Consider the following 19,644-nt stretch of genomic DNA (forward strand, 5'->3'; position numbering starts at 1 on the left):
CTACTTTGTTCTCGCCCATCCGAACGATCCATTTCTTTCGCAAATGTACGCGCCGCGCTGGGGCATCCTGCCGAATATCGGCATGGATGTTCTCGGCGTGAGCTTGCTGAAATTTGTCGAACCGCATTTTGGCGGTCGATTGATACTGGCATTGAGCCTCTTTGCGCCGGTGGTGGGGGTTGTCGCGTATAGCCGAGTGGCTTTCGGACGCTTCACCTATTGGCCGTTAGCCTCCGGGCTAGTCGCCTGGAACGCTATCTTCTTTCTGGGGTTCATGAACTTCCTGCTGTCGGTGGGGCTTGCCTTCGGCGCCGCCGCGCTGTGGATGATGCTGGTTCGGCGCGGTCAACGATGGAGCGCGGCCGTGCTTCTCGCGGGCGCCGTCGCCGTGATTTTCTTCTGTCATATCTTCGGTGTGTTGCTCACGGCGCTCCTGATCGGTTCATACGAACTGGCTCGTCTTCTCGATCTGAGGCGAGACGGAGCGTTCACCTTGGGTGAGGGGTTGCGAACCTGTCTTCCGATCGCGTTGGCTCTGAGCCCGGCAGTCGCGCTCTATCTGGCGTCGCCATTGTCGGGTGATTCCACTCCCGGCACATGGGACGGCCTGCAAAAGGTCTTCGTGACGTTTGCGCCTTTCACGGTTTACAGCACGGTCCTGACAGTGGCGGCCGGAGTTGTTTTCTTTTCTTTTCTCGTCCTCGTCTGGCGTCATGCCGTCTTCGCGCAGGGCGTCCCGCTGGCGCTTGCGGCATTGGGATTGGTGTTCGTCGTGGCACCATCGACAATCAAGAACGGCACGTTCGTTGACGGACGGCTGGCGTTGCTGTTTGCGCTGCTGATTTTCGCAGGCATGCAGCCGCGGATCACGCCACGTCAGGGCTTGCTGGCGGGTCTGGTCTTCGCGGCGTTGATCGGCATTCGCACAGGTTATGTTGCGTGGGCCTGGATCGATCATCGGCATGACGTCGCAGATGTCAGGTCTGCCATTGCAGAGGTGAAGCCAGGTTCCCGGGTGTTGGTGGCGCGAGGACAGCCGGGGTACAAAACAGCCGGCGTCTCGCCGCCGGAGCGGGCGCTGCCGGGAATGTACAGGCTTGATGGGCACCTCGGTGCGCTGCTTGTGATAGAACGGCGCGCCTTCTGGCCGCTGATGTTTGCCGATCCTGCCCAGCAGCCCTTGATGGTGAAGCCCCCCTATGACCGTATCGCCCATCCGCTTGCTGAGCCGGTGGATTGGCCTGTGTTGAATCGGGACCGGTTCACAGCGGAAGACCTCGCGGCAGCGCGCTATCTGCCGGACTGGCGGGCAAACTTCGATTATGTCCTGCTGATTGATCCGCCGACGCCGTTGCAGCCACCCTCTGGTCTGATGCCTGTGGTTTCTAACGGTTACGCAGTTCTCTATCGGGTAACATCAGCGCCCGCAGCGGCTGCGAAGCGATAGAGCGCCGTTTACGTCAGAAATCGGGTGGATGCTTTATCGTTCGCAACGTAGCTCTGGCTCCAAAGAGGAGCTTTGTATGACAGTTGTAGCGAAACCCAGGGTTCCCGCGTCGTCCGATTCATCCCGCGTCGAGGCGTTGGATTGGCCGGGCATCGCCACGCATCTCGACGGCAACGGCTGGGCCGTGTTGCCGCGCTTGCTGTCGCCGGAGGAATGCGGAGCAATTGCCGGGCTCTATGGCGAGGAGAGCATTTTCCGCAGCCATATCATCATGGGTCGGCATGGCTTCGGACGAGGCGAATACAAATACTTTTCCTATCCGCTGCCGGACATCATCGCCGACCTGCGAACGGCGCTGTATCCGCAACTGGCGCCGATCGCCAACCGATGGAACGAATCGATGGGGATCGATGTGCGTTATCCGGCGGCGCATGCCGATTTCATCAAGCGTTGCCACAAGGCCGGCCAGACGCGGCCGACGCCGCTGCTGCTCCAGTATGCCGCGGGCGATTACAACTGCCTGCATCAGGATTTGTACGGTGAGCATGTGTTTCCGCTGCAGGTCGCGATCCTGCTGTCGGAACCGGAGCGCGACTTCACCGGCGGCGAGTTCGTGCTGACGGAGCAGCGCCCCCGCATGCAGTCGCGCGCGGCGGTGGTGCCGCTGCGCCAGGGCGATGCGGTGGTGTTCGCGGTTCATCAGCGTCCGGTGCAGGGCACCCGCGGGACCTATCGCGTCAATCTCCGGCATGGCGTCAGCCAGCTCCGGTCTGGCCACCGGCATACTGTCGGGATCATTTTCCACGACGCCAAGTAGGAGCGCGGGCGGGTTCGAGGCTCGACGGCTGGCACGTTTGTGGCTTTGGCACATTTGTCGCGTTGGCACATTTGTCGCGTTGGCACATTTGTCGCATAAGACGACATCGACACGAGTGCCCGCAACGAGAAGCCGAATCCCACATGAGCAATGCCACCCTGGATCGCGTCGTGAAGGAAATCACCGACGAGATGATGGAACGAAAGGACCGTGGAGACGTCGCCACCTATATTCCGGAACTGGCCGGGGTCGACGTCAACTCATTTGGTCTCGTCGTGGTCGATTCCAATGGACACGTCGCGGCAGGCGGTGACGCCGACACGACGTTCTCGATTCAAAGCATCTCCAAGGTGTTCACGCTGACGCTGGCGCTGGGCATGATCGGCGACAAGCTGTGGCAGCGGGTAGGGCGCGAACCGTCGGGCAGCCCGTTCAATTCGATCGTTCAGCTCGAGCGTGAACGCGGTATTCCGCGCAATCCGTTCATCAACGCCGGCGCGATTGCGGTGTCCGACGCTATTCTGTCCGGGCATCAGCCTAGGGAGACGCTGGGCGAAATCCTGAGGTTCATGCAGTTCCTCTCCGGCGACTCCTCGATCACGATCGATGAAGCGGTCGCGGCCTCGGAGCAGCGCACCGGCTTTCGCAACATCGCGCTGGCGAACTACATGAAGTCGTTCGGTGTCGTCGAGAATCCGGCGGAGCTCACGCTCGGGGTTTATTTCCATCAATGCGCCATCGCCATGTCGTGCCGTCAGCTTGCGATGGCGGGGCGGTTTCTCGCTCATTCCGGACGGAACCCGTCGACAGGATTCCTGGTCGTTCCTCCGGAGCGGGCGCTGCGCATCAACGCCGTGATGCTCACATGCGGGCATTACGACGGGTCCGGGGAGTTCGCCTATCGGGTTGGCCTGCCGGGCAAGAGCGGTGTCGGGGGCGGCATCCTGGCCATCGCGCCGGGCAAGGCATCCATCGCGGTCTGGTCGCCAGGCCTCGACTCGAATGGCAATTCCCGGCTTGGCCGCGACGCCCTTGAAAACCTCAGCAAGCGGATGGGGTGGTCAATCTTCGGCGCATGACGGGGCGTGACGCGCTTCGCGAGCACCAAAGCAAAAGGGCCGAAGCTTGATGCTTCGACCCATTATTCGACGTCGTTATCTACCGGGCGGACCTGCCACCCGGGCGTCATGCCGGCCGGCGGCATCAGTGTTCGCTGCCCCGCTTGGCGTCTTCGATGGCGGCTTCGTGGTACCAGCCGCTGCCGGAGACTGCATAGTCGAGTGTCGGCTTGGCAGGCTCGCTTCGGCTGCTGAGCGCGGCTCCTCGGCCGCCCACGGGGAATTGGTAGATCTTGGCCGTCGGCTGGGTCGAATTGGGTGTCATTCCGGTCTCCTCTCGGTGGGCGCGTCAGCGCTTCGAGATAATGTAAGTGGAACGCACGTCTTTTGCGCGGTTTGCCCTATAAAAAGCAGGCGTTTGCATACAATTTGCGCATCCGCGATTCTGCGCCGTCACTCAGCATGCGCTTGATGTCTTAACGCACTCACACCTGCAGGGTTTCCTCGACAGATAGCCCTAAATCGGGCCGCCGCCAAACGAGGCAGGTGCAAAAACTGATGCGAAAACGTGCACATGGCTGAGCGGGACTGGCGAATCAGTCCGGTGCAATGGATGGGGCGGGGGTGACCTGACCCGCTGTGGACAGCGTCCCGCCAGGAGGCCGGTTGGCATGTTAAATGCTTATTAAGGGCCAGCCGTTTGCGGCCGGGTTCCCCGGTGGCTAAACCGGCCGGGAACTTAGCACGCAATCGTTCACTCACGAGAGATCGCAATGACAAAGTATAAGCTCGAGTACATCTGGCTCGACGGATACACCCCAACACCTAACCTCCGCGGAAAAACACAGATCAAGGAATTCGATGCGTTTCCGACGCTCGAGCAACTCCCGCTGTGGGGCTTCGATGGAAGCTCGACCATGCAGGCCGAAGGCCATAGCTCGGATTGCGTTCTGAAGCCCGTTGCCATCTATCCCGATGCCACGCGCATCAACGGCGCTCTGGTCATGTGCGAAGTCATGATGCCGGATGGCAAGACCCCGCACGCGTCCAACAAGCGCGCCACCATTCTCGATGACGCCGGCGCCTGGTTCGGCTTCGAGCAGGAATACTTCTTCTATCAGGACGGCCGCCCGCTCGGCTTCCCTGAGGCTGGTTATCCAGCACCGCAGGGCCCGTACTACACCGGCGTCGGCTACAGCAACGTCGGTTCGGTCGCCCGTGAGATCGTCGAAGAGCACCTCAACCTGTGTCTCGCTGCCGGCATCAACCACGAAGGCATCAATGCCGAAGTGGCCAAGGGGCAGTGGGAATTCCAGATCTTCGGCAAGGGCTCCAGGAAGGCCGCTGACGAAATGTGGATCGCGCGTTACCTGCTTCTGCGTCTCACTGAAAAGTACGGCATCGACATCGAATTCCACTGCAAGCCGCTCGGCGACACCGACTGGAACGGCTCGGGCATGCACGCCAACTTCTCGACCGAGTATATGCGCACGGTCGGCGGCAAGGACTACTTCGAAGCGCTGATGAAGCAGTTCGACAAGAACCTCATGGACCACATCGCCGTCTACGGCCCGGACAACGACAAGCGTTTGACCGGCAAGCACGAGACCGCTCCGTGGAACAAGTTCAGCTACGGCGTTGCCGACCGCGGTGCATCGATCCGCGTGCCGCACTCCTTCGTCAACAACGAGTACAAGGGCTACCTCGAAGACCGCCGCCCGAACTCGCAGGGCGACCCCTACCAGATCGCTTCGCAGATCCTGAAGACGATCTCCGAAGTTCCAACGGGTGCCAAGAAGGCCGCGGCCTGAGGGCCTCAAGGCTAAGCTATCCAGATAGCTTGAGCCATGAGTTACCCCTTTTGGTTCAAGTTAGTGCCGGACGGAAGCTCACGCTTCCGCCCGGCTTTTCTTTTGCGGGCGCGGTCCCCGGAAACCGGGTGGAAACATCGCCCTGAATCGGTTGATGTAGGTGAGGCGGCGAAGCCGCGAATCTCACTTTGAGTCCGATGATGCGTGATCTATTCGACGGCGATGTTATGGAACCGCGCGACGTGCAACTCGCGCCAGGAGCGATGCTACTCGCTGGCTTTGCGCGGCCTCTGGAAGCGTCGTTGATCGAAGCGGTGAACGCCATCGTTGAGCGCGCACCGTTCCGCCATCTCGTCACGCCCGGCGGGCACCGGATGTCGGTGGCGATGACTAATTGCGGCAGGGTGGGCTGGGTCAGCGACCACACCGGCTATCGCTATGATGCGATCGATCCCGAAAGCAGCCATCCATGGCCGCAAATGCCGGCCGTGTTTGCCGATCTGGCTGCGCGCGCCGCAGCGAAGGCAGGCTTCGTCGATTTTCGTCCCGACGCCTGCCTCATCAATCGCTATAAGCCGGGCGCCAAGCTGTCGCTGCATCAGGACAAGGACGAACTGGATTTCAACGCGCCGATTGTTTCGGTGTCGCTGGGTTTGCCCGCGACGTTCCTTTTCGGCGGCTTGAACCGGTCCGACAAGACCGCGCGCTACCGGTTGACCCATGGCGATGTGGTGGCGTGGGGCGGGCCGTCGCGGCTGGCTTATCACGGCGTGATGCCGCTGCCCGACGGCGAGCATCCGCTGCTCGGTGCCCAGCGCATCAACCTGACTTTTAGGAAGACGCGTTGACGCGGTTTCGTCGCAAGACGCGGTAAAGCTTTCACTCCGTTCGTCCCCGCGAAGGCGGGACCTAGGGCAAAGAACTTTATTCCCGCTTGCGCGGGAATGAGCGGAGAAAGGCAAGTCGGAAGCTTTTACTCTCGATCGACCCGCACGACGCGGCCCTTGTCGATGGCCAGCGCAAGGCGGCCCTTCTTCAAGGCCAGCGCTGCTTCGCCGAACAGTTCACGGCGCCAGCCGTGCAGCGCGCCGACATCGGCGTTGTCGTCGGCGGCGATCTGTTCGAGGTCGTCCACGGTCGCAATCACCTTGCTGGCGACGGCGTGCCGTTCCGACGTCATGCGCAGCAGTACCTTGAGCAGTTCGACCGTTGCTGCGCCGTTGGTGTTGCCGCGTGGCTTGTCGAGCTTGGGCAATGTCGACAGGTCGCGTGCAGTCCCGCGCTTCACCGCGGCGACGATGTCCTGTCCCCATTTCGATTTGTCGAAACCCTTCGGCAGCGAGCGCAGACCCGCGAGCCGCTCGAGGCTGGTGGGCGCGTGAGTGGCGATGTCGCCGATGGCGTCGTCCTTCAACACACGCGAGCGCGGCACATCGCGGCTTTGCGCTTCCTGTTCGCGCCACGCCGCGACTTCCATCAGAACGGCGAGTTCTTTCGGCTTGCGGACGCGGGTCTTGAGACGCTCCCACGCGCGCTCGGGGTGGAAATCGTATGTCTTCGGCGAGGTGAGGATTTCCATCTCCTCGCTGACCCATTCGCTGCGGCCGCGCTTCTTGAGGTCGGCGTCGAGTGCAGCGAACACGTCGCGCAGATGCGTGACGTCGGCGAGGGCGTAGGTGACCTGATCATGCGTCAGCGGACGGTTCGACCAGTCGGTGAAGCGGTGGGTCTTGTCGGGACGATGCCCGGTGATGCGCTCGACGAGTTGATCGTAGGCGATGGAATCGCCATAGCCGAGGACCATGGCGGCGACCTGGGTGTCGAACACCGGATGCGGGATGATGCCGGCCCGGTGAAAGATGATTTCGATATCCTGCCGCGCGGCATGGAACACCTTCAGCACGCTCTCGTTGGCCATCAGGTCGAAGAACGGCTTGAGGTCGATTCCCTCGGCGAGGGTGTCCACAACGACAGCCTCATCCGCACTGGCCATCTGCACGACGCAGAGGAGCGGATAGTAGGTGGTTTCGCGCAAAAACTCGGTATCGACGGTGATAACACGGTGTTTGGCGAGGCGATTGCAGACTGCGGCGAGTTCGTCCGTGGTGGTGATCATTTCCATGCGGGGGTTATGGACGCCTTGAACGGAATTTTCCATGCGAAAATCGGCTGATCGGGCAAGCCCATAGGTCATGGCAGGGGACATCTTTTCCCCGCTTCTGAACCGGAGGCGTATGCTCCGCGACCAATAGGTTATTGCCGCAATGCACTATTTCAGGGAGCAATTGTCATGGCCGGAAAATGTCTCATCGGTGCGGGAGCCGCGGGCTTCCTGATCGCGTCGCTGGTTCCAGCCATGGCCCTGGCCAACAACCTCAACGTCAACGCCGGCACGCACATTCCAATGCGGCCCCACGTCAATCTCAACGCGACGATCAATCTCGATGTAAAGTCCCGAATGTTTCGCGATATTGACCTCTCCGATACCTGCCGCGCCGATGAACGCATCAAAACGAAAGGCAAGCGGGAGTGGCGTTGCCGTCAGGATCGCTAGGATTCACGCCCCGCGAATTCCCATCCCCGCTCGTCCCCGCGCAAGCGGGGACCCAGAGCAACGGCCGGATTCCCGCTTTCGCGGGAATGAGCGGAGAGAGCTGGAATTCAAGGTAGCTATGCGAGCCGCTGAAGGGGCTGCATTGCGCGCTATAGCGTGATTAGGTGCGGCTCCACATGCGAGCTTCATCATCATGATTACTGGACTTGATCACGCCGTCGTTCTGGTTCGCGACATTGAAGCCGGTATCGCGGGCTATCAGACATTGCTCGGCCGCGCGCCCGCATGGCGCGCGCAAAGCAATGGTGCAGCCACCGCGATTTTCGCGCTCGATAACACGTCGCTCGAACTGATGGCGCCTGCGGGTGAAGGCGAAGCAGCCGATCGCGTGCGCGCCGCGCTCGACAAGCAGGGCGAGGGGCTTGCGAGTCTGGCCTTCGGTGTCGACGACATCGCAAAGGCGCATCATCGACTCACGAGGCTCGGCCTTGCGCCAGACGAGATTTCCGACGGTGCCAGCACTGATACTGCGGGACACACGCTGACCTGGAAACGCACGCGAGCGTCGGCGGAATCGACCCACGGTATCCGGCTGTTCTTTCTCCAGCGCGCGGAACGGTTGGCGCGTTCAGAGGAGACGACCGCTGCGTCGGTTGTTGCGCTGGATCATCTGGTGATTGCGACACCCGACCCGGAGCGCACCGCAGCGCTGTATGGCGCGCGACTCGGCCTCGACATGAAGCTGGACCGGACCATCGCCGCGCTCCAGACCCGCTTCCTGTTCTTCAAAACCGGCGGTCTGGTGTTCGAGGTCATCCATCGCACCAAGGACGGAAGAGGGGACGGTCCGGACAAGATTTACGGCGTGTCCTGGCGCGTCGCCGACATCGAGGCGACCCGGGCGCGGCTTCTAGGGGCGGGTCTGGACGTCTCCGAACCGCGTGAAGGACGCAAACCGGGCACCCGGGTCTTCACGGTGCGGACCGGCACATTCGGGGTGCCGACCATTGTGATCCAGCAGGGGCAGCGGGAGCCCTAGCGACAGTTGACGGCCCTCTGCGACCCGGGCAGCGGGTACATTGTTTTTATTAAGCTTTTTCCCGCCATACGGGAGGGTAACCGGCACCATGCGGTTGCCGCGTTCCCTTCGCTCGGGTAAACCCTGCGCGCGCGCACTAGCGCCTGCACCCCTTGATTCTGCCCTCTGACGCCGTTTTCCAGGATTTCCATGCATCGTTATCGTTCCCACACCTGCGGCGCGCTCCGCGAAGCCGACATTGGTCAAGAGGTCCGGCTGTCCGGCTGGTGTCACCGCATCCGCGACCACGGTGGACTGCTGTTCATCGACCTGCGCGACCATTACGGAATGACGCAATGCGTGGTCGATCCGGATTCGAAGGCATTCGGTCTGGCCGAAAAGCTGCGCGCCGAGTGGGTGGTGAAGATCGACGGCAAGGTTCGCCGCCGTCCTGACGGCACCGACAATCCTGACCTGCCGACCGGCATGGTCGAACTGTTCATCGCCGACATTGAAGTGCTGGGCGAGGCGGGCGAACTGCCGATGCCGGTATTCGGCGATCAGGAATATCCTGAGGAAATCCGGCTCAAGTACCGCTTCCTCGATCTGCGCCGCGAGAAGCTGCACCAGAACATCATGACGCGCGGCGCCATCGTCGATTCGATGCGCGCGCGGATGAAGACGGCCGGTTTCTTCGAATTCCAGACGCCGATCCTCACTGCGTCGTCGCCGGAAGGCGCGCGCGACTTCCTCGTGCCGTCGCGCATTCATCCCGGCAAGTTCTACGCGCTGCCGCAGGCGCCGCAGCAGTACAAGCAACTGCTGATGATGTCGGGCTTCGATCGCTACTTCCAGATCGCGCCGTGCTTCCGCGATGAAGATCCGCGCGCCGATCGTCTGCCGGGCGAGTTCTATCAACTCGACGTTGAGATGAGCTTCGTCACGCAGGACGATGTTTTCGCGGCGATGGAGCCGGTGATTACCGGTGTGTTCGAGGATTTTGCCAAGGGCAAGCCGGTCACCAAGAAGTGGCCGCGCATTCCGTTCGCCGAAGCGCTGCGCAAATACGGCACCGACAAGCCGGACCTGCGCAATCCGCTGGTGATGCAGGACGTGTCCGAGCACTTCCGCGGCTCCGGCTTCAAGGTGTTCGCGCGCATGCTCGAAGACGCCACCAATCAGGTCTGGGCGATTCCCGGACCGGGCGGCGGTTCGCGTGCATTCTGCGACCGCATGAATTCGTGGGCGCAGGGCGAAGGCCAGCCGGGCCTCGGCTACATCATGTGGCGCGAAGGCGGTGAGGGCGCAGGCCCGCTTGCCAACAACATCGGACCCGAGCGTACCGCTGCGATCCGTGAACAGCTTGGTCTCAAGGAAGGCGATGCCGCGTTCTTCGTCGCCGGCGATCCGTCGAAGTTCTGGAAATTCGCGGGCCTCGCGCGCACCAAGCTCGGCGAAGAATTGAACCTGATCGACAAGGATCGGTTCGAACTCGCATGGATCGTCGACTTCCCGATGTACGAGTACAACGAGGAAGACAAGAAGGTCGACTTCTCGCACAACCCGTTCTCGATGCCGCAAGGTGGCATGGAAGCGTTGCAGACGCAGGATCCGCTCACGATCAATGCGTTCCAGTACGACATCGCTTGCAACGGTTACGAGATCGCATCCGGCGGCATTCGCAACCATCGCCCCGACGCGATGGTGAAGGCGTTCGAGATCGCGGGCTATGGCGAGGAAACGGTCATCGAGCGTTTCGGCGGCATGTATCGCGCATTCCAGTACGGAGCTCCGCCGCATGGCGGCATGGCCGCTGGCGTCGATCGTATTGTGATGCTGCTCTGCGGCACGAACAACCTGCGCGAAATCTCGCTCTTCCCGATGAACCAGCGTGCTGAAGATTTGCTCATGGGCGCGCCATCGGAAGTCGCACTCAAGCAGTTGCGCGAGCTGCACATCAGGCTCAATCTGCCCTAGTGTGGTGGTTCGCAAGTCCGCGTGTTTCCTGCTGCACGCTTTTTTGCGGACTTGCGAACCGAAACCACACTAGAATTATAATTTCCAGTGTCCTTTTGAATCCGAAGTTCGCTAGATACGCGCTGCAAAATTAAGCGAACTTCGGATTCAGGACACTGGGACTGAATCGCATAACCGTCGCAAGACGGGACTAAACAGCACTCGCCGCAAGACGGTGCTGATAAGAATATATCGGGAGTGGGTATGGCGTCGACGTTGTCTGAAGAACTGCGCCTCGCGGCGTTGGCTTACCATCGCCTTCCACGGCCCGGTAAACTCGAGATTCAGGCGACCAAGCCGCTTGCCAATCAGCGCGACCTCGCGCTGGCCTATTCGCCGGGTGTTGCCGCGGCCTGCGAGGCGATTGCAGCCGATCCGGCGATGGCTGCCGAACTCACGACCCGCTCCAATCTTGTTGCCGTCGTCAGCAACGGCACCGCCGTGCTTGGCCTCGGCAATATCGGTCCGCTCGCGTCCAAGCCCGTGATGGAAGGCAAGGCGGTCCTGTTCAAGAAATTTGCCGGCATCGATGTGTTCGACATCGAGATCGCCGCCGACACCATCGCGCGCGTGGTGGAGACTGTTGCGGCGCTGGAGCCGACCTTCGGCGGCATCAATCTTGAGGACATCAAGGGGCCGGAATGCTTCGAGATCGAGGAGCAGCTCAAGGCGCGGATGAAAATCCCGGTCTTCCACGACGATCAGCACGGCACCGCGATTATCGTCTGCGCAGCGATCCGCAACGCGCTGATGCTGACCGGCAAGAAGATCGAAGATATCAAGATCGTGGCGTCCGGCGCGGGTGCCGCCGCGATCGCCTGCCTCAATCTGCTGGTGTCGCTCGGCGCGCAGCGCAAGAACATCTGGGTCTGCGACATCGACGGCCTCGTCTATGAGGGCCGCAATACGCTGATGGACAAGTGGAAGGCGGTCTACGCGCAGAAGACCGACAAGCGCACGCTGGCCGATGTCATCGGTGGCGCGGACGTGTTCCTCGGCGTGTCGGCGGGCGGCGTGCTCAAGCCCGAGATGGTCAAGGAGATGGCCGACAAGCCGCTGGTGATGGCGCTCGCCAATCCGACGCCGGAAATCATGCCTGACGAGGCGCGCAAGGTGCGCCCCGACGCAATGATCTGCACCGGGCGTTCCGATTTTCCCAATCAGGTGAACAATGTTCTCTGCTTCCCGTTTATCTTCCGGGGCGCGCTCGATGTCGGCGCGACCGCGATCAACGAGGAGATGAAGCGTGCGGCAGTGGATGCGCTGGCGCAGCTTGCGCGCGATCCACCGTCCGATGTCGTGGTGCGCTTCGATGGCGGCGAGACGCAGGGCTTCGGTCCCGGCTCGTTGATCCCGAGCCCGTTCGATCCGCGGCTGATCCTGCGCGTCGCGCCCGCGGTGGCGCAGGCGGCGATGGACTCCGGCGTGGCGACGCGGCCGATTACTGATTTCGACACCTATATCGAACAGCTCGACCGGTTCGCGTTCCGCTCCGGTCTGGTCATGAAGCCGGTGTTCGCCAAGGCCAAGACCCAGCCGGTCCGCGTGATCTACGCCGAGGGCGAGGACGAGCGCGTGTTGCGCGCGGTTCAGGTCGTGCTTGAGGAAAAGCTGGCGCGCCCCATTCTGGTCGGACGTCCGTCGGTGGTCGCAACGCGCATCAAGCGGTTCGGTCTTTCGATCAACCCCGGCAGCGATTTCGATCTGATCAATCCCGAGGACGATCCGCGTTATCGCTCCTACGTGCAAACCTACATCGATCTGGCCGGGCGGCACGGCATCACACCGGAAGCTGCACGGACGCTGGTGCGCACCAATGCGACCGTGATCGCGGCGCTTGCGGTGGCGCGCGGCGAGGCCGACGCCATGCTGTGCGGCGTCGATGGCCGCTACATGAGCCATCTGCGGCGCATTCGCGAGATCATCGGCGTCACGCCGGGTCTTGCGGACTATTCGGCGCTGGCACTGGTGATCACCAGCAAGGGTGCGTACTTCATCGCCGACACCCAGATTCGTCCCAACCCGACCGCGGAAGAACTGGCGGAAATGGCGGCGCTCGCCGCCGTGCACGTCCAGCGGTTCGGCATCAAGCCGAAAGTGGCTTTCCTGTCGCATTCGGACTTCGGCAGCTACGATTCAGCGTCGGCCCAGAAGATGCGGCGCGCGACCGAGATATTGGTCAACGACCACCCCGAGATCGAAGCCGACGGCGAGATGCACGGCGATTCCGCGCTGACCGAGCTGTCGCGCAAGCTCGTCCTGCCGCATTCGCGGCTCGAAGGGTCGGCCAATATCCTGATCATGCCGAACCTGGATGCGGCCAATATCGCGTATCAGATGATCAAGATTCTCGCCGACGCGCTTCCTGTCGGGCCAATCCTGATCGGACCCACGCGTCCGGCCCATATTCTGACGCCGTCGGTGACGGCGCGGGGCATTCTCAACATGACGGCGGTTGCGGCGGTCGAGGCGCAGGAGCGGGCGGGACGGCAACAGCCAACGCTGTTCGGTTGACGGCAACTCCTGTATAGTCCCGTTCGCGGGATTTCAGCGGGGGCGACAAATGCCAGCCATAGTCACAGTCGGTCGTGTTCTGTTTGTCGTCCTGTTTGTGTTTTCCGGGGCCTCCAAGCTATTCGATATCGCATCGACCACCCAGGCAATCACCGAGAAGGTCGTCCTTCCGGCGATGCTGACGCAATACACCACCCAGCTTGAGGGCGTCACCGGGATGCCGACCGCGCAGATGCTGGCAATTTTGGCCGGCGTCCTGGAAGTCGCGGCCGGATTGTTCATCGCGCTGAATTTCGGCACGCGGTTCTTCGCCTGGGTGCTGGTGCTGTTCGTTGCGGTGGCGACATTCTACTTCCATAATTTCTGGGACATGACCGGCGCCGATCGGATCAACAACATGATCCATGCGCTGAAGAATCTCTCAGTGATCGGCGGGCTGCTGGTGATCGCAGGGTACCCGCGTCCAGTGGCGATGGAAGACAGTGGCCGCTACACCGACGTCTAGCTCCGCCGCCACGCCGTTACATCGACGCGCCGTTCCGCGTCCAGTACGCGGACTCCGTCAGCCTTGAGGCCGTGACTGGCCAGAATTTCCTGCGGCGAACGCGACGGTACTTCGAGAAACCCGCCCATGCCGCCGGGGATTGTCAGGTTGTGCGCCTGCGACAGCCAGAACGTATCGAAGCGGTCCATGAACATCTCGAACACGACGGGGCCGCCGATGATCGCCGCTGTTCCGGTCGTCACGCCGCTCTCGCGGCAGGCGTTTTCGAACGATGCGCCGGCGGGATTCCACAACGTCGCCCTGGGATTGGCGGGATCGCGGGCGAGGCCCGGTACGGTTCGCGTCAGCACGATGCGCGTGCGGTCGGGCGAGCGCGGCTGATCCTCGAATGAGTTTCGCCCATGGACGATCAGGTCCGCCGCATCGAGGGCGGATTCGAAAAACCTTTGATCGGCCTCGAACTTCAGTTCCGGCGGCATGATACCACTGGCGTCCGCGAGCATGCCGTCGGCGGAAAGGATCACATAGCCTTCGATGCGCATGAGATGCGGTTTAGCCATTTTCGGGAAAGCCGCAAGTGCGCGTTTGTTATTCCGAAATGGTCTGCACGACGCTGTTGACCGGGCGCGCGCTGACCGTCGGTAGCTTCACGTCCTTGACCAACTCCTCGTCGTATTTCGCGATGGTCTGCATCGGCGCCTTGGCCTTGACCTGTACCACCTTGTAGCCGCCTGCCTTCAGCCGCTTCATCAACTCGGGCAGCGCTTCTGCGGTATGCTTCTGGAAGTCGTGCATCAGTACGATGCCCTTGCCGTTCTTCTCGAGCTTGTTCATCACGTTCTCGATGATCTTCTCGGCCTTACTGGCCTTGAAGTCGAACGAGTCGAGATCACACGACCAGATCGAAATGTTGCGCTCGCCGAGATACGTCACCATCGCAGGCGGATGCTGGAGTGCGGGAAACCGAAACAGCGGTGAGGGCGCGGCTCCCAGCGCCCACTTCACGGCGCTGAACCCCTTCTCGATTTCGTCCTTACGCTGGTCGTCGGTCAGCTTCTTGTTGGCGAGGTTGGCGTGGGACCACGTATGCGCGCCGATGGTGTGACCTTCCGCTGCGACCTGCTTGAGAATCTCGGGATAGTAGGTGGCATGCTTGCCGATCGGGAAGAAGATCGCCTTGACGCATTCGTCGGCAAGCGTCTTGAGCACTGATGGCGTGTTGACCGGCCATGGACCGTCATCGAACGTCAGCACCACTTCCTTGTCGCGCAGGAAGTCGAGCTGCTTGAAATGCTCGAAGCCGAAGCCGGGGCCGCCGGTGGTGTCGATCTGCACCACGCGCGACACGCCGATGGCGTTCGGGTTGGCGCAAGTGGCCTTGATCGGCGTTGGTGCAGGCGCTGGTGCGGTCGCAGTCGTTGGCGCCGGCGTTGGAGCTGCGGCTTTGGGCGGCGGTGGGGTGGTGCGCTGCGGGATGAGGGCCTGTGACCAGACGCTGGTGAAGGCGCAGATCGAGATGACACTGGCGGCGAAAACGGTTGCCTTGATGCGCATGGAAAATACCCCCGAACGCAAAACCCCCGCGTCCGGCCCGGCGGACGCTGCCGTAGTCCCGGGCATGAGCCTAGACCCACATCGTTTATTGCGCCAACCGATTTTCAAGCGGAGCGTTGGCAGGGTTAATTCTGGAGAATTGCGGGTTCCGTCAGGCTGTCAGGGCGCGAGCAATCGCGGTGACGACGCGCGTGTCGGTCGGCTCGACGCGGGAGGAAAACGCATCGGCGATATGGCCGTCACGGCCGACGAGATACTTGTGAAAATTCCAGCCTGGCAGATCGGCCGGGCGCTCGGTTGCGGCCCATTTGTAGAACGGATGGGCGTTTGGTCCCTTCACGGAGGTCTTGGCCGTGATCGGGAAGCTGACGTGATAGGCCTGCTCTGCGGTGTGCGTGATGTCGCTTGCGCCGCCCGGCTCCTGCGCACCGAAGTCGTTGGAGGGGACGCCGATGACAGTCAGGCCGCGGTCGCGAAACTTCGTCCAGATCTCCTGCAGCCCCGCATACTGCGGGGTGTAGCCGCAGAGCGAGGCGGTGTTGACCACCAGCAGCGGCTTGCCCGCGAAGTCGGCGAGGCGGATGTCGCCGCCCTTCAGGCTCTGGAATGAAAAGCCGTATGCGGTCATGCGGCTCATCGCGGCCTGCGCGAAGACGGATCGCGTCGCGAACGGGAGTGCTGCGCCAGCCGCAATGGCCGTTATCACACGTCGGCGGTCGATCATGATGCGCTCCCTGAGAGACTGTCGCTCAAGATAACGGATTGCCGCCGCTCCAAGTTTCAAGAAGCCGTGACAGGTCTCACGGACGCTTTGGCGGCTTGTCGCACCATGGCATCGGCAATTCCGGTTCGTAGTACTCGTTCCACTCGCAAATGTATTCGGGGCCGCTGCGCTTCATGACATGCTTCACCGGCTCGGCCTGGCTGATAGCCACATGGGCGACGATCAGCGCCGCGCCGATCGGATAGGCCCACTTGCTCCACCGCAGGTCGTTCAGCTTTTCCAGCAGGAGTGCGCCGGCCAGAATGATGAGCGGGTCGGTCAGAATGAAGTATTCGGCCTTGAGGTTGCGCCGCACGCCGAGCGCATCGATGCCGATAGCTGACAGCAGCAGCAGCGTTGCCTGGATCGCGACCTGCCGTTCGCCTTTGAGCCACGCATAAACGATGCCCGGAATGACCAGCCAGGTCAGGAACACGGTCGGGCGCGGTGACGTGAACAGGACGAACGTGTACCGCTTGAGCACGGAAATGACGCCGTCGAACAGCAGGCTGATGGCCGCGAGAATCTTGCCGCCTTCAGTCGCCGTGGTCGCCGGCGCGCCCGCAAACACCAGCATTTTCTCGATAGGGTTGATCACCGCGACGGCGTTTTGCGGATCATACTGCAGATAGAGCGCGAGCAGTCCGAGTGACGCGCCGGCGATAACCGCGAACATCGACGTCAGCGTTTCGGTGAGGCTGATCCGCCAGATCACCGCATAGACAATCATGGCGAGGCCGATCCAGCAGAGCAGGGCAACCTGATACACCCCGAATTTGCCGCCGATCAGCGCGTTAAGCTGGGCAATGTCCATCGATTCCGGCTCGAGCCCCGCGGCAATCAGGGGCCACGCAAGGCTGAACATCAAAGCCGCGACAACGGCTGCACCGAGCGTCGCAATCCATGCCCGAGCCGAGTTGTTCCAGAACGCTGTGCTGGTGCTCTCCGGTGTGCCGAACGGCAGCATCATCAGCGGCAGTCCCGCGATCAGCAGAATGATCTGAACCTTGTTCTGCAATCCGAGCACGCACAGCGCGGCCGCGCCAGCGAGTGCCATCGGACGCCAGGTGCTGGCGCGGCGGCTCACCGCGATCAGCAGCATCAACGCCAGCGTGAACAAACACGCGGCGATCAGTTCGCTGCGGAGAATACGCATATGAACCGCGATGCCGCCGGAGAATGCGAAGGCGAATGTGGCCAGCAGCGCGATCCGCCAGTCGCGGAAGATGCAGCGGGCGAGCGCCGCGAAGGCAAGCACGAAGATCGTTGCGGTAAGCCACGCCGCAACGCGGCCGGCGCGAACCGCGCTCGTCATCGCCGCATCGAAGGCGGGAACGTTCAGCGCCGAGGGGATCGACGACAGCTTCCATGCATCGAGCAGACCCAGCGAATGCATCAACTGGAACCACGACTTCACCGACAGGATGGTGAAGTAGGATGGGTGATCGAAGAACGCCTGCGGCTTGCCCTCGTTCAGCACGAGCGCGTTGTAGACGATCATGAAATCCATATCGGCATTGCGCCAGTAGATGACGAAATAGCCGGCCAGGAAAAACGACAGCGCGAGGCCAATCAAAATGACGGCCATGCCGCCGGTCCAGCCGAACGGTGTCAGCCTAGCAAGCGCGTCACGCCGCGGGTCTTTGGAGGAGGGTGTTGCTGAGGTCTGGATGTCGGGGAGGGCTGTCATGATTGGCGGGTTCTATCGCAAGGCCGCACCGAAAGCCAACGGGGTTGCAGGGCAAGTGACCGCTGAAAGAAACCCTCTCCGCTCATTCCCGCGCAAGCGGGAATCCAGTTCGTCAAATTCTGGGTCCCCGCTTACGCGGGGACGAGCGGGATTAAATCTGGCCCACCCTTTCGATCAGACGCTACCGCAGCGGGACGATGAAATCCGTGCCCCGGCCGGTCTCGTCGCCAAGGCCGCGATCGGACACGGTGATCGAGCCGCCCGGCGCAAGCGCCGATGCGATCCGCTTCATGGCGTCTTCAGGAATGGTCAGGCGATCGAGCGCCTCCGTTGGCGATGACGGTGGAGCGGTCGTTGTGATCGCAGCGGCAGGCTCGCCGCGCCTGCGCCGGGGAGTTTCTTCGGCCGCGCGCACGGGCACGGGAAGCGAGACAACCGACCAGCGCAGCGCATCGGGATCGGCCTTGTCCGTACGGACCGTGAAGACGTACGTGCCGAGCGGGCGATCCGATGCGGCGATGGTGATCGGCGCTTCAAACCACGGTTCGAAATTCTGCCGCACGTAGATTTTATTCTCCTTAGCGCTGACAAGGGCCGCAACATGACCGGTGCGGGGTTTCACCGGGCCGATAAATTCCGCCGTTCCTTCGAGCGGAGGCGTGACGCTGGGCGATGCTAGAGGATCAGTGGCGCGGGCCTGATCCTTGTCGGTCTTCGAGGTTTCGCCCTTCTGGTCGGCAAGCTTGTCATCGACAGGTTTACTGTCAGGCGCATCAATCTTGGTGTCATCTTTCTTCGCGTCATCGTTCGAGGTCTCCGACGATGCGACCTTGGGAGTTTCCCGACCGGAATCCCACGCTTGCGCGACGGTGTCCGCATCGCTCTTTTGCGGAAATGCACCGCTGGCGTCGGCTGTGCGAATGGGCGCGCCTTCGGAAATCGATGTCAGCCTCAGTTGCGGCTTTTCGTGAGCGGCGGCATCGAGGATCGACGAGCGGTCGGACTTCAGCGTCGAGGCCTGCTTGTCCGGTGCGGGCGCCGCTGCGACCGGCCTTGTGTCCGGCTTGCGCGTGATCAGCAGCGGATGAGAGACATCGATCGGCGAGATCTCGCCGGGGGTGACGATCACGCGCGCGCCCATGCGGGTCCAGCCCCACATCCGCATCGCGAAATTCATCGGCATGCGGATGCAGCCGTGCGACGCCGGATAACCGGGCAGCGCGCCCGCGTGCATTGCTATGCCGGACCAGGTGAGGCGCTGCATGTAGGGCATCGGCGCGCCGCTGTAGATATTCGAGCGGTGGTATTTGTTTTTCTGGATGATGCTGAACACGCCCGTCGGCGTCGAATGGCCCTGCATGCCGGTGGACACCGGCGACTCCGCGAACAAGCCGTTCTGGTCGTAGATTTTCACCTTCTGGTTTTCGATCGAGATCGCGATGACGATCGGCCCGACCGGTTTGGCGGTGTCCTTGGGCGCATCGGGCAGCTTCTGGCGGGTGCGCGCGACGCGCGGGCGGCGCGGTTCCATTAGCGGCGGCTCGGCGTAATAGTCGCCGCCGGGGTCCATCGGCCAGAACATCTGGGCGTCGGCGGGCAGCGCAAATCCGGCTGTCAGCGTCGCGGCAAGCCATGCGGTTCGCAGGCCCCCGGATCGGGCCGGACGGGAACTGATGTCACTGCCAAAAGGGGAGGTTGTGCCGACCATTTTGTGCTGGTCGTTCGGAAAAGGTAGCCGATTGCCGTACACGCGAAATTCCTCAATTGATTCCAGTATTAGTGTCGCCAATCGGCTGAATGTTCATCGCCGTCCCGGGTCTCGGTACCGCATTCTGCGTGATTCACGGTGCTCAAATGCTAGCCGGGGAGCCTTCAAAAGCGCTTAACGGCTGCTTGG

At 62.0% G+C, this 19,644-nt stretch carries 17 protein-coding genes; 10 read left to right on the forward strand and 7 right to left on the reverse strand.

The genetic code is table 11. The features are described 5' to 3' along the window. Nucleotides 1-43 precede the first annotated feature (43 nt). The 3 genes from YH63_RS17450 (at nucleotide 44) to YH63_RS17460 (ending at nucleotide 3,343) form a co-directional block, all read left to right on the forward strand. On the forward strand, nucleotides 44-1,447 hold the full coding sequence (locus tag YH63_RS17450) for a hypothetical protein (RefSeq protein WP_246658079.1): 1,404 nt from the start codon (nucleotides 44-46) through the stop codon (nucleotides 1,445-1,447). A 76-nt stretch (nucleotides 1,448-1,523) separates the two neighbouring features. Beyond that, the gene (locus tag YH63_RS17455; RefSeq protein ID WP_046826508.1) at nucleotides 1,524-2,264 is read left to right on the forward strand and encodes a 2OG-Fe(II) oxygenase; all 741 of its coding nucleotides are present in this window, start codon (nucleotides 1,524-1,526) and stop codon (nucleotides 2,262-2,264) included. Between the two features lie 143 nt (nucleotides 2,265-2,407). After that, nucleotides 2,408-3,343 (forward strand): glutaminase, encoded by a 936-nt coding sequence (locus YH63_RS17460; RefSeq protein ID WP_046826507.1) that lies wholly within the window; start codon nucleotides 2,408-2,410, stop codon nucleotides 3,341-3,343. Nucleotides 3,344-3,467: 124 nt separating this feature from the next. Here the strand turns inward: YH63_RS17460 and YH63_RS17465 are convergent, their stop codons facing one another. Further along, nucleotides 3,468-3,647: a DUF2735 domain-containing protein gene (locus YH63_RS17465; protein ID WP_046826506.1), complete on the reverse strand. Its 180-nt coding sequence runs from the start codon at nucleotides 3,645-3,647 to the stop codon at nucleotides 3,468-3,470. Between the two features lie 448 nt (nucleotides 3,648-4,095). Between YH63_RS17465 and YH63_RS17470 the strand changes: the two genes are divergently transcribed. Both YH63_RS17470 and alkB read left to right on the forward strand, forming a co-directional pair. After that, nucleotides 4,096-5,133 carry a glutamine synthetase beta-grasp domain-containing protein gene (locus YH63_RS17470; RefSeq protein ID WP_046826505.1) on the forward strand — a complete coding sequence of 346 codons (1,038 nt, stop codon included), beginning with the start codon at nucleotides 4,096-4,098 and terminating at the stop codon, nucleotides 5,131-5,133. Nucleotides 5,134-5,333: 200 nt separating this feature from the next. Beyond that, nucleotides 5,334-5,981 carry a DNA oxidative demethylase AlkB gene (gene alkB, locus YH63_RS17475; RefSeq protein WP_083992689.1) on the forward strand — a complete coding sequence of 216 codons (648 nt, stop codon included), beginning with the start codon at nucleotides 5,334-5,336 and terminating at the stop codon, nucleotides 5,979-5,981. A 125-nt stretch (nucleotides 5,982-6,106) separates the two neighbouring features. Here the strand turns inward: alkB and rnd are convergent, their stop codons facing one another. Next, the gene (rnd, locus tag YH63_RS17480; RefSeq protein WP_046826503.1) at nucleotides 6,107-7,255 is read right to left on the reverse strand and encodes a ribonuclease D; all 1,149 of its coding nucleotides are present in this window, start codon (nucleotides 7,253-7,255) and stop codon (nucleotides 6,107-6,109) included. A gap of 168 nt (nucleotides 7,256-7,423) precedes the next feature. Between rnd and YH63_RS17485 the strand changes: the two genes are divergently transcribed. The 5 genes from YH63_RS17485 (at nucleotide 7,424) to YH63_RS17505 (ending at nucleotide 13,740) form a co-directional block, all read left to right on the forward strand. Further along, the gene (locus tag YH63_RS17485) at nucleotides 7,424-7,687 is read left to right on the forward strand and encodes a hypothetical protein (RefSeq protein WP_046826502.1); all 264 of its coding nucleotides are present in this window, start codon (nucleotides 7,424-7,426) and stop codon (nucleotides 7,685-7,687) included. Nucleotides 7,688-7,880: 193 nt separating this feature from the next. Continuing rightward, complete coding sequence (locus YH63_RS17490; protein WP_137325235.1) at nucleotides 7,881-8,726, forward strand: VOC family protein; 846 nt, start codon at nucleotides 7,881-7,883, stop codon at nucleotides 8,724-8,726. Between the two features lie 189 nt (nucleotides 8,727-8,915). Then, nucleotides 8,916-10,682 carry an aspartate--tRNA ligase gene (aspS, locus tag YH63_RS17495; RefSeq protein ID WP_046826500.1) on the forward strand — a complete coding sequence of 589 codons (1,767 nt, stop codon included), beginning with the start codon at nucleotides 8,916-8,918 and terminating at the stop codon, nucleotides 10,680-10,682. Between the two features lie 243 nt (nucleotides 10,683-10,925). Then, a complete protein-coding gene (locus tag YH63_RS17500) occupies nucleotides 10,926-13,235 on the forward strand; it encodes an NADP-dependent malic enzyme (protein ID WP_046826499.1) in 2,310 nt (769 codons plus the stop codon). Nucleotides 13,236-13,284: 49 nt separating this feature from the next. Continuing rightward, nucleotides 13,285-13,740, forward strand: coding sequence for a DoxX family protein (locus YH63_RS17505; RefSeq protein WP_046826498.1), 456 nt, complete (start codon nucleotides 13,285-13,287; stop codon nucleotides 13,738-13,740). Here YH63_RS17505 and YH63_RS17510 read toward each other — a convergent pair. The 5 genes from YH63_RS17510 to YH63_RS17530 form a co-directional block, all read right to left on the reverse strand. After that, nucleotides 13,737-14,282 (reverse strand): dihydrofolate reductase, encoded by a 546-nt coding sequence (locus YH63_RS17510; protein WP_046826497.1) that lies wholly within the window; start codon nucleotides 14,280-14,282, stop codon nucleotides 13,737-13,739. The two genes, YH63_RS17505 and YH63_RS17510, sit on opposite strands and share 4 nt — an antisense overlap. A gap of 46 nt (nucleotides 14,283-14,328) precedes the next feature. Continuing rightward, nucleotides 14,329-15,294 carry a polysaccharide deacetylase family protein gene (locus YH63_RS17515; protein ID WP_046826496.1) on the reverse strand — a complete coding sequence of 322 codons (966 nt, stop codon included), beginning with the start codon at nucleotides 15,292-15,294 and terminating at the stop codon, nucleotides 14,329-14,331. A gap of 151 nt (nucleotides 15,295-15,445) precedes the next feature. Next, entirely contained in the window at nucleotides 15,446-16,018 is a 573-nt protein-coding gene (locus YH63_RS17520) for a glutathione peroxidase (protein WP_046826495.1), read from the reverse strand. 76 nt (nucleotides 16,019-16,094) lie between these two features. Beyond that, nucleotides 16,095-17,747: a hypothetical protein gene (locus YH63_RS17525; RefSeq protein WP_046826494.1), complete on the reverse strand. Its 1,653-nt coding sequence runs from the start codon at nucleotides 17,745-17,747 to the stop codon at nucleotides 16,095-16,097. Between the two features lie 181 nt (nucleotides 17,748-17,928). Continuing rightward, entirely contained in the window at nucleotides 17,929-19,497 is a 1,569-nt protein-coding gene (locus YH63_RS17530; protein ID WP_046826493.1) for a L,D-transpeptidase, read from the reverse strand. Between the last annotated feature and the right edge of the window lie 147 nt (nucleotides 19,498-19,644).

The organism is Afipia massiliensis (assembly GCF_001006325.2).
Lineage (GTDB): Bacteria > Pseudomonadota > Alphaproteobacteria > Rhizobiales > Xanthobacteraceae > Afipia > Afipia massiliensis_A.

What these genes read in the sequence shown, in the direction of transcription:
- YH63_RS17450 (WP_246658079.1), top strand. Translation starts at nt 44, where the DNA reads ATGTACGCGCCGCGCTGGGGCATCCTGCCGAATATCGGCATGGATGTT.
- YH63_RS17455 (WP_046826508.1), top strand. Translation starts at nt 1,524, where the DNA reads ATGACAGTTGTAGCGAAACCCAGGGTTCCCGCGTCGTCCGATTCATCC.
- YH63_RS17460 (WP_046826507.1), top strand. Translation starts at nt 2,408, where the DNA reads ATGAGCAATGCCACCCTGGATCGCGTCGTGAAGGAAATCACCGACGAG.
- YH63_RS17465 (WP_046826506.1), bottom strand. Translation starts at nt 3,647, where the DNA reads ATGACACCCAATTCGACCCAGCCGACGGCCAAGATCTACCAATTCCCC.
- YH63_RS17470 (WP_046826505.1), top strand. Translation starts at nt 4,096, where the DNA reads ATGACAAAGTATAAGCTCGAGTACATCTGGCTCGACGGATACACCCCA.
- alkB (WP_083992689.1), top strand. Translation starts at nt 5,334, where the DNA reads ATGCGTGATCTATTCGACGGCGATGTTATGGAACCGCGCGACGTGCAA.
- rnd (WP_046826503.1), bottom strand. Translation starts at nt 7,255, where the DNA reads ATGGAAATGATCACCACCACGGACGAACTCGCCGCAGTCTGCAATCGC.
- YH63_RS17485 (WP_046826502.1), top strand. Translation starts at nt 7,424, where the DNA reads ATGGCCGGAAAATGTCTCATCGGTGCGGGAGCCGCGGGCTTCCTGATC.
- YH63_RS17490 (WP_137325235.1), top strand. Translation starts at nt 7,881, where the DNA reads ATGATTACTGGACTTGATCACGCCGTCGTTCTGGTTCGCGACATTGAA.
- aspS (WP_046826500.1), top strand. Translation starts at nt 8,916, where the DNA reads ATGCATCGTTATCGTTCCCACACCTGCGGCGCGCTCCGCGAAGCCGAC.
- YH63_RS17500 (WP_046826499.1), top strand. Translation starts at nt 10,926, where the DNA reads ATGGCGTCGACGTTGTCTGAAGAACTGCGCCTCGCGGCGTTGGCTTAC.
- YH63_RS17505 (WP_046826498.1), top strand. Translation starts at nt 13,285, where the DNA reads ATGCCAGCCATAGTCACAGTCGGTCGTGTTCTGTTTGTCGTCCTGTTT.
- YH63_RS17510 (WP_046826497.1), bottom strand. Translation starts at nt 14,282, where the DNA reads ATGCGCATCGAAGGCTATGTGATCCTTTCCGCCGACGGCATGCTCGCG.
- YH63_RS17515 (WP_046826496.1), bottom strand. Translation starts at nt 15,294, where the DNA reads ATGCGCATCAAGGCAACCGTTTTCGCCGCCAGTGTCATCTCGATCTGC.
- YH63_RS17520 (WP_046826495.1), bottom strand. Translation starts at nt 16,018, where the DNA reads ATGATCGACCGCCGACGTGTGATAACGGCCATTGCGGCTGGCGCAGCA.
- YH63_RS17525 (WP_046826494.1), bottom strand. Translation starts at nt 17,747, where the DNA reads ATGACAGCCCTCCCCGACATCCAGACCTCAGCAACACCCTCCTCCAAA.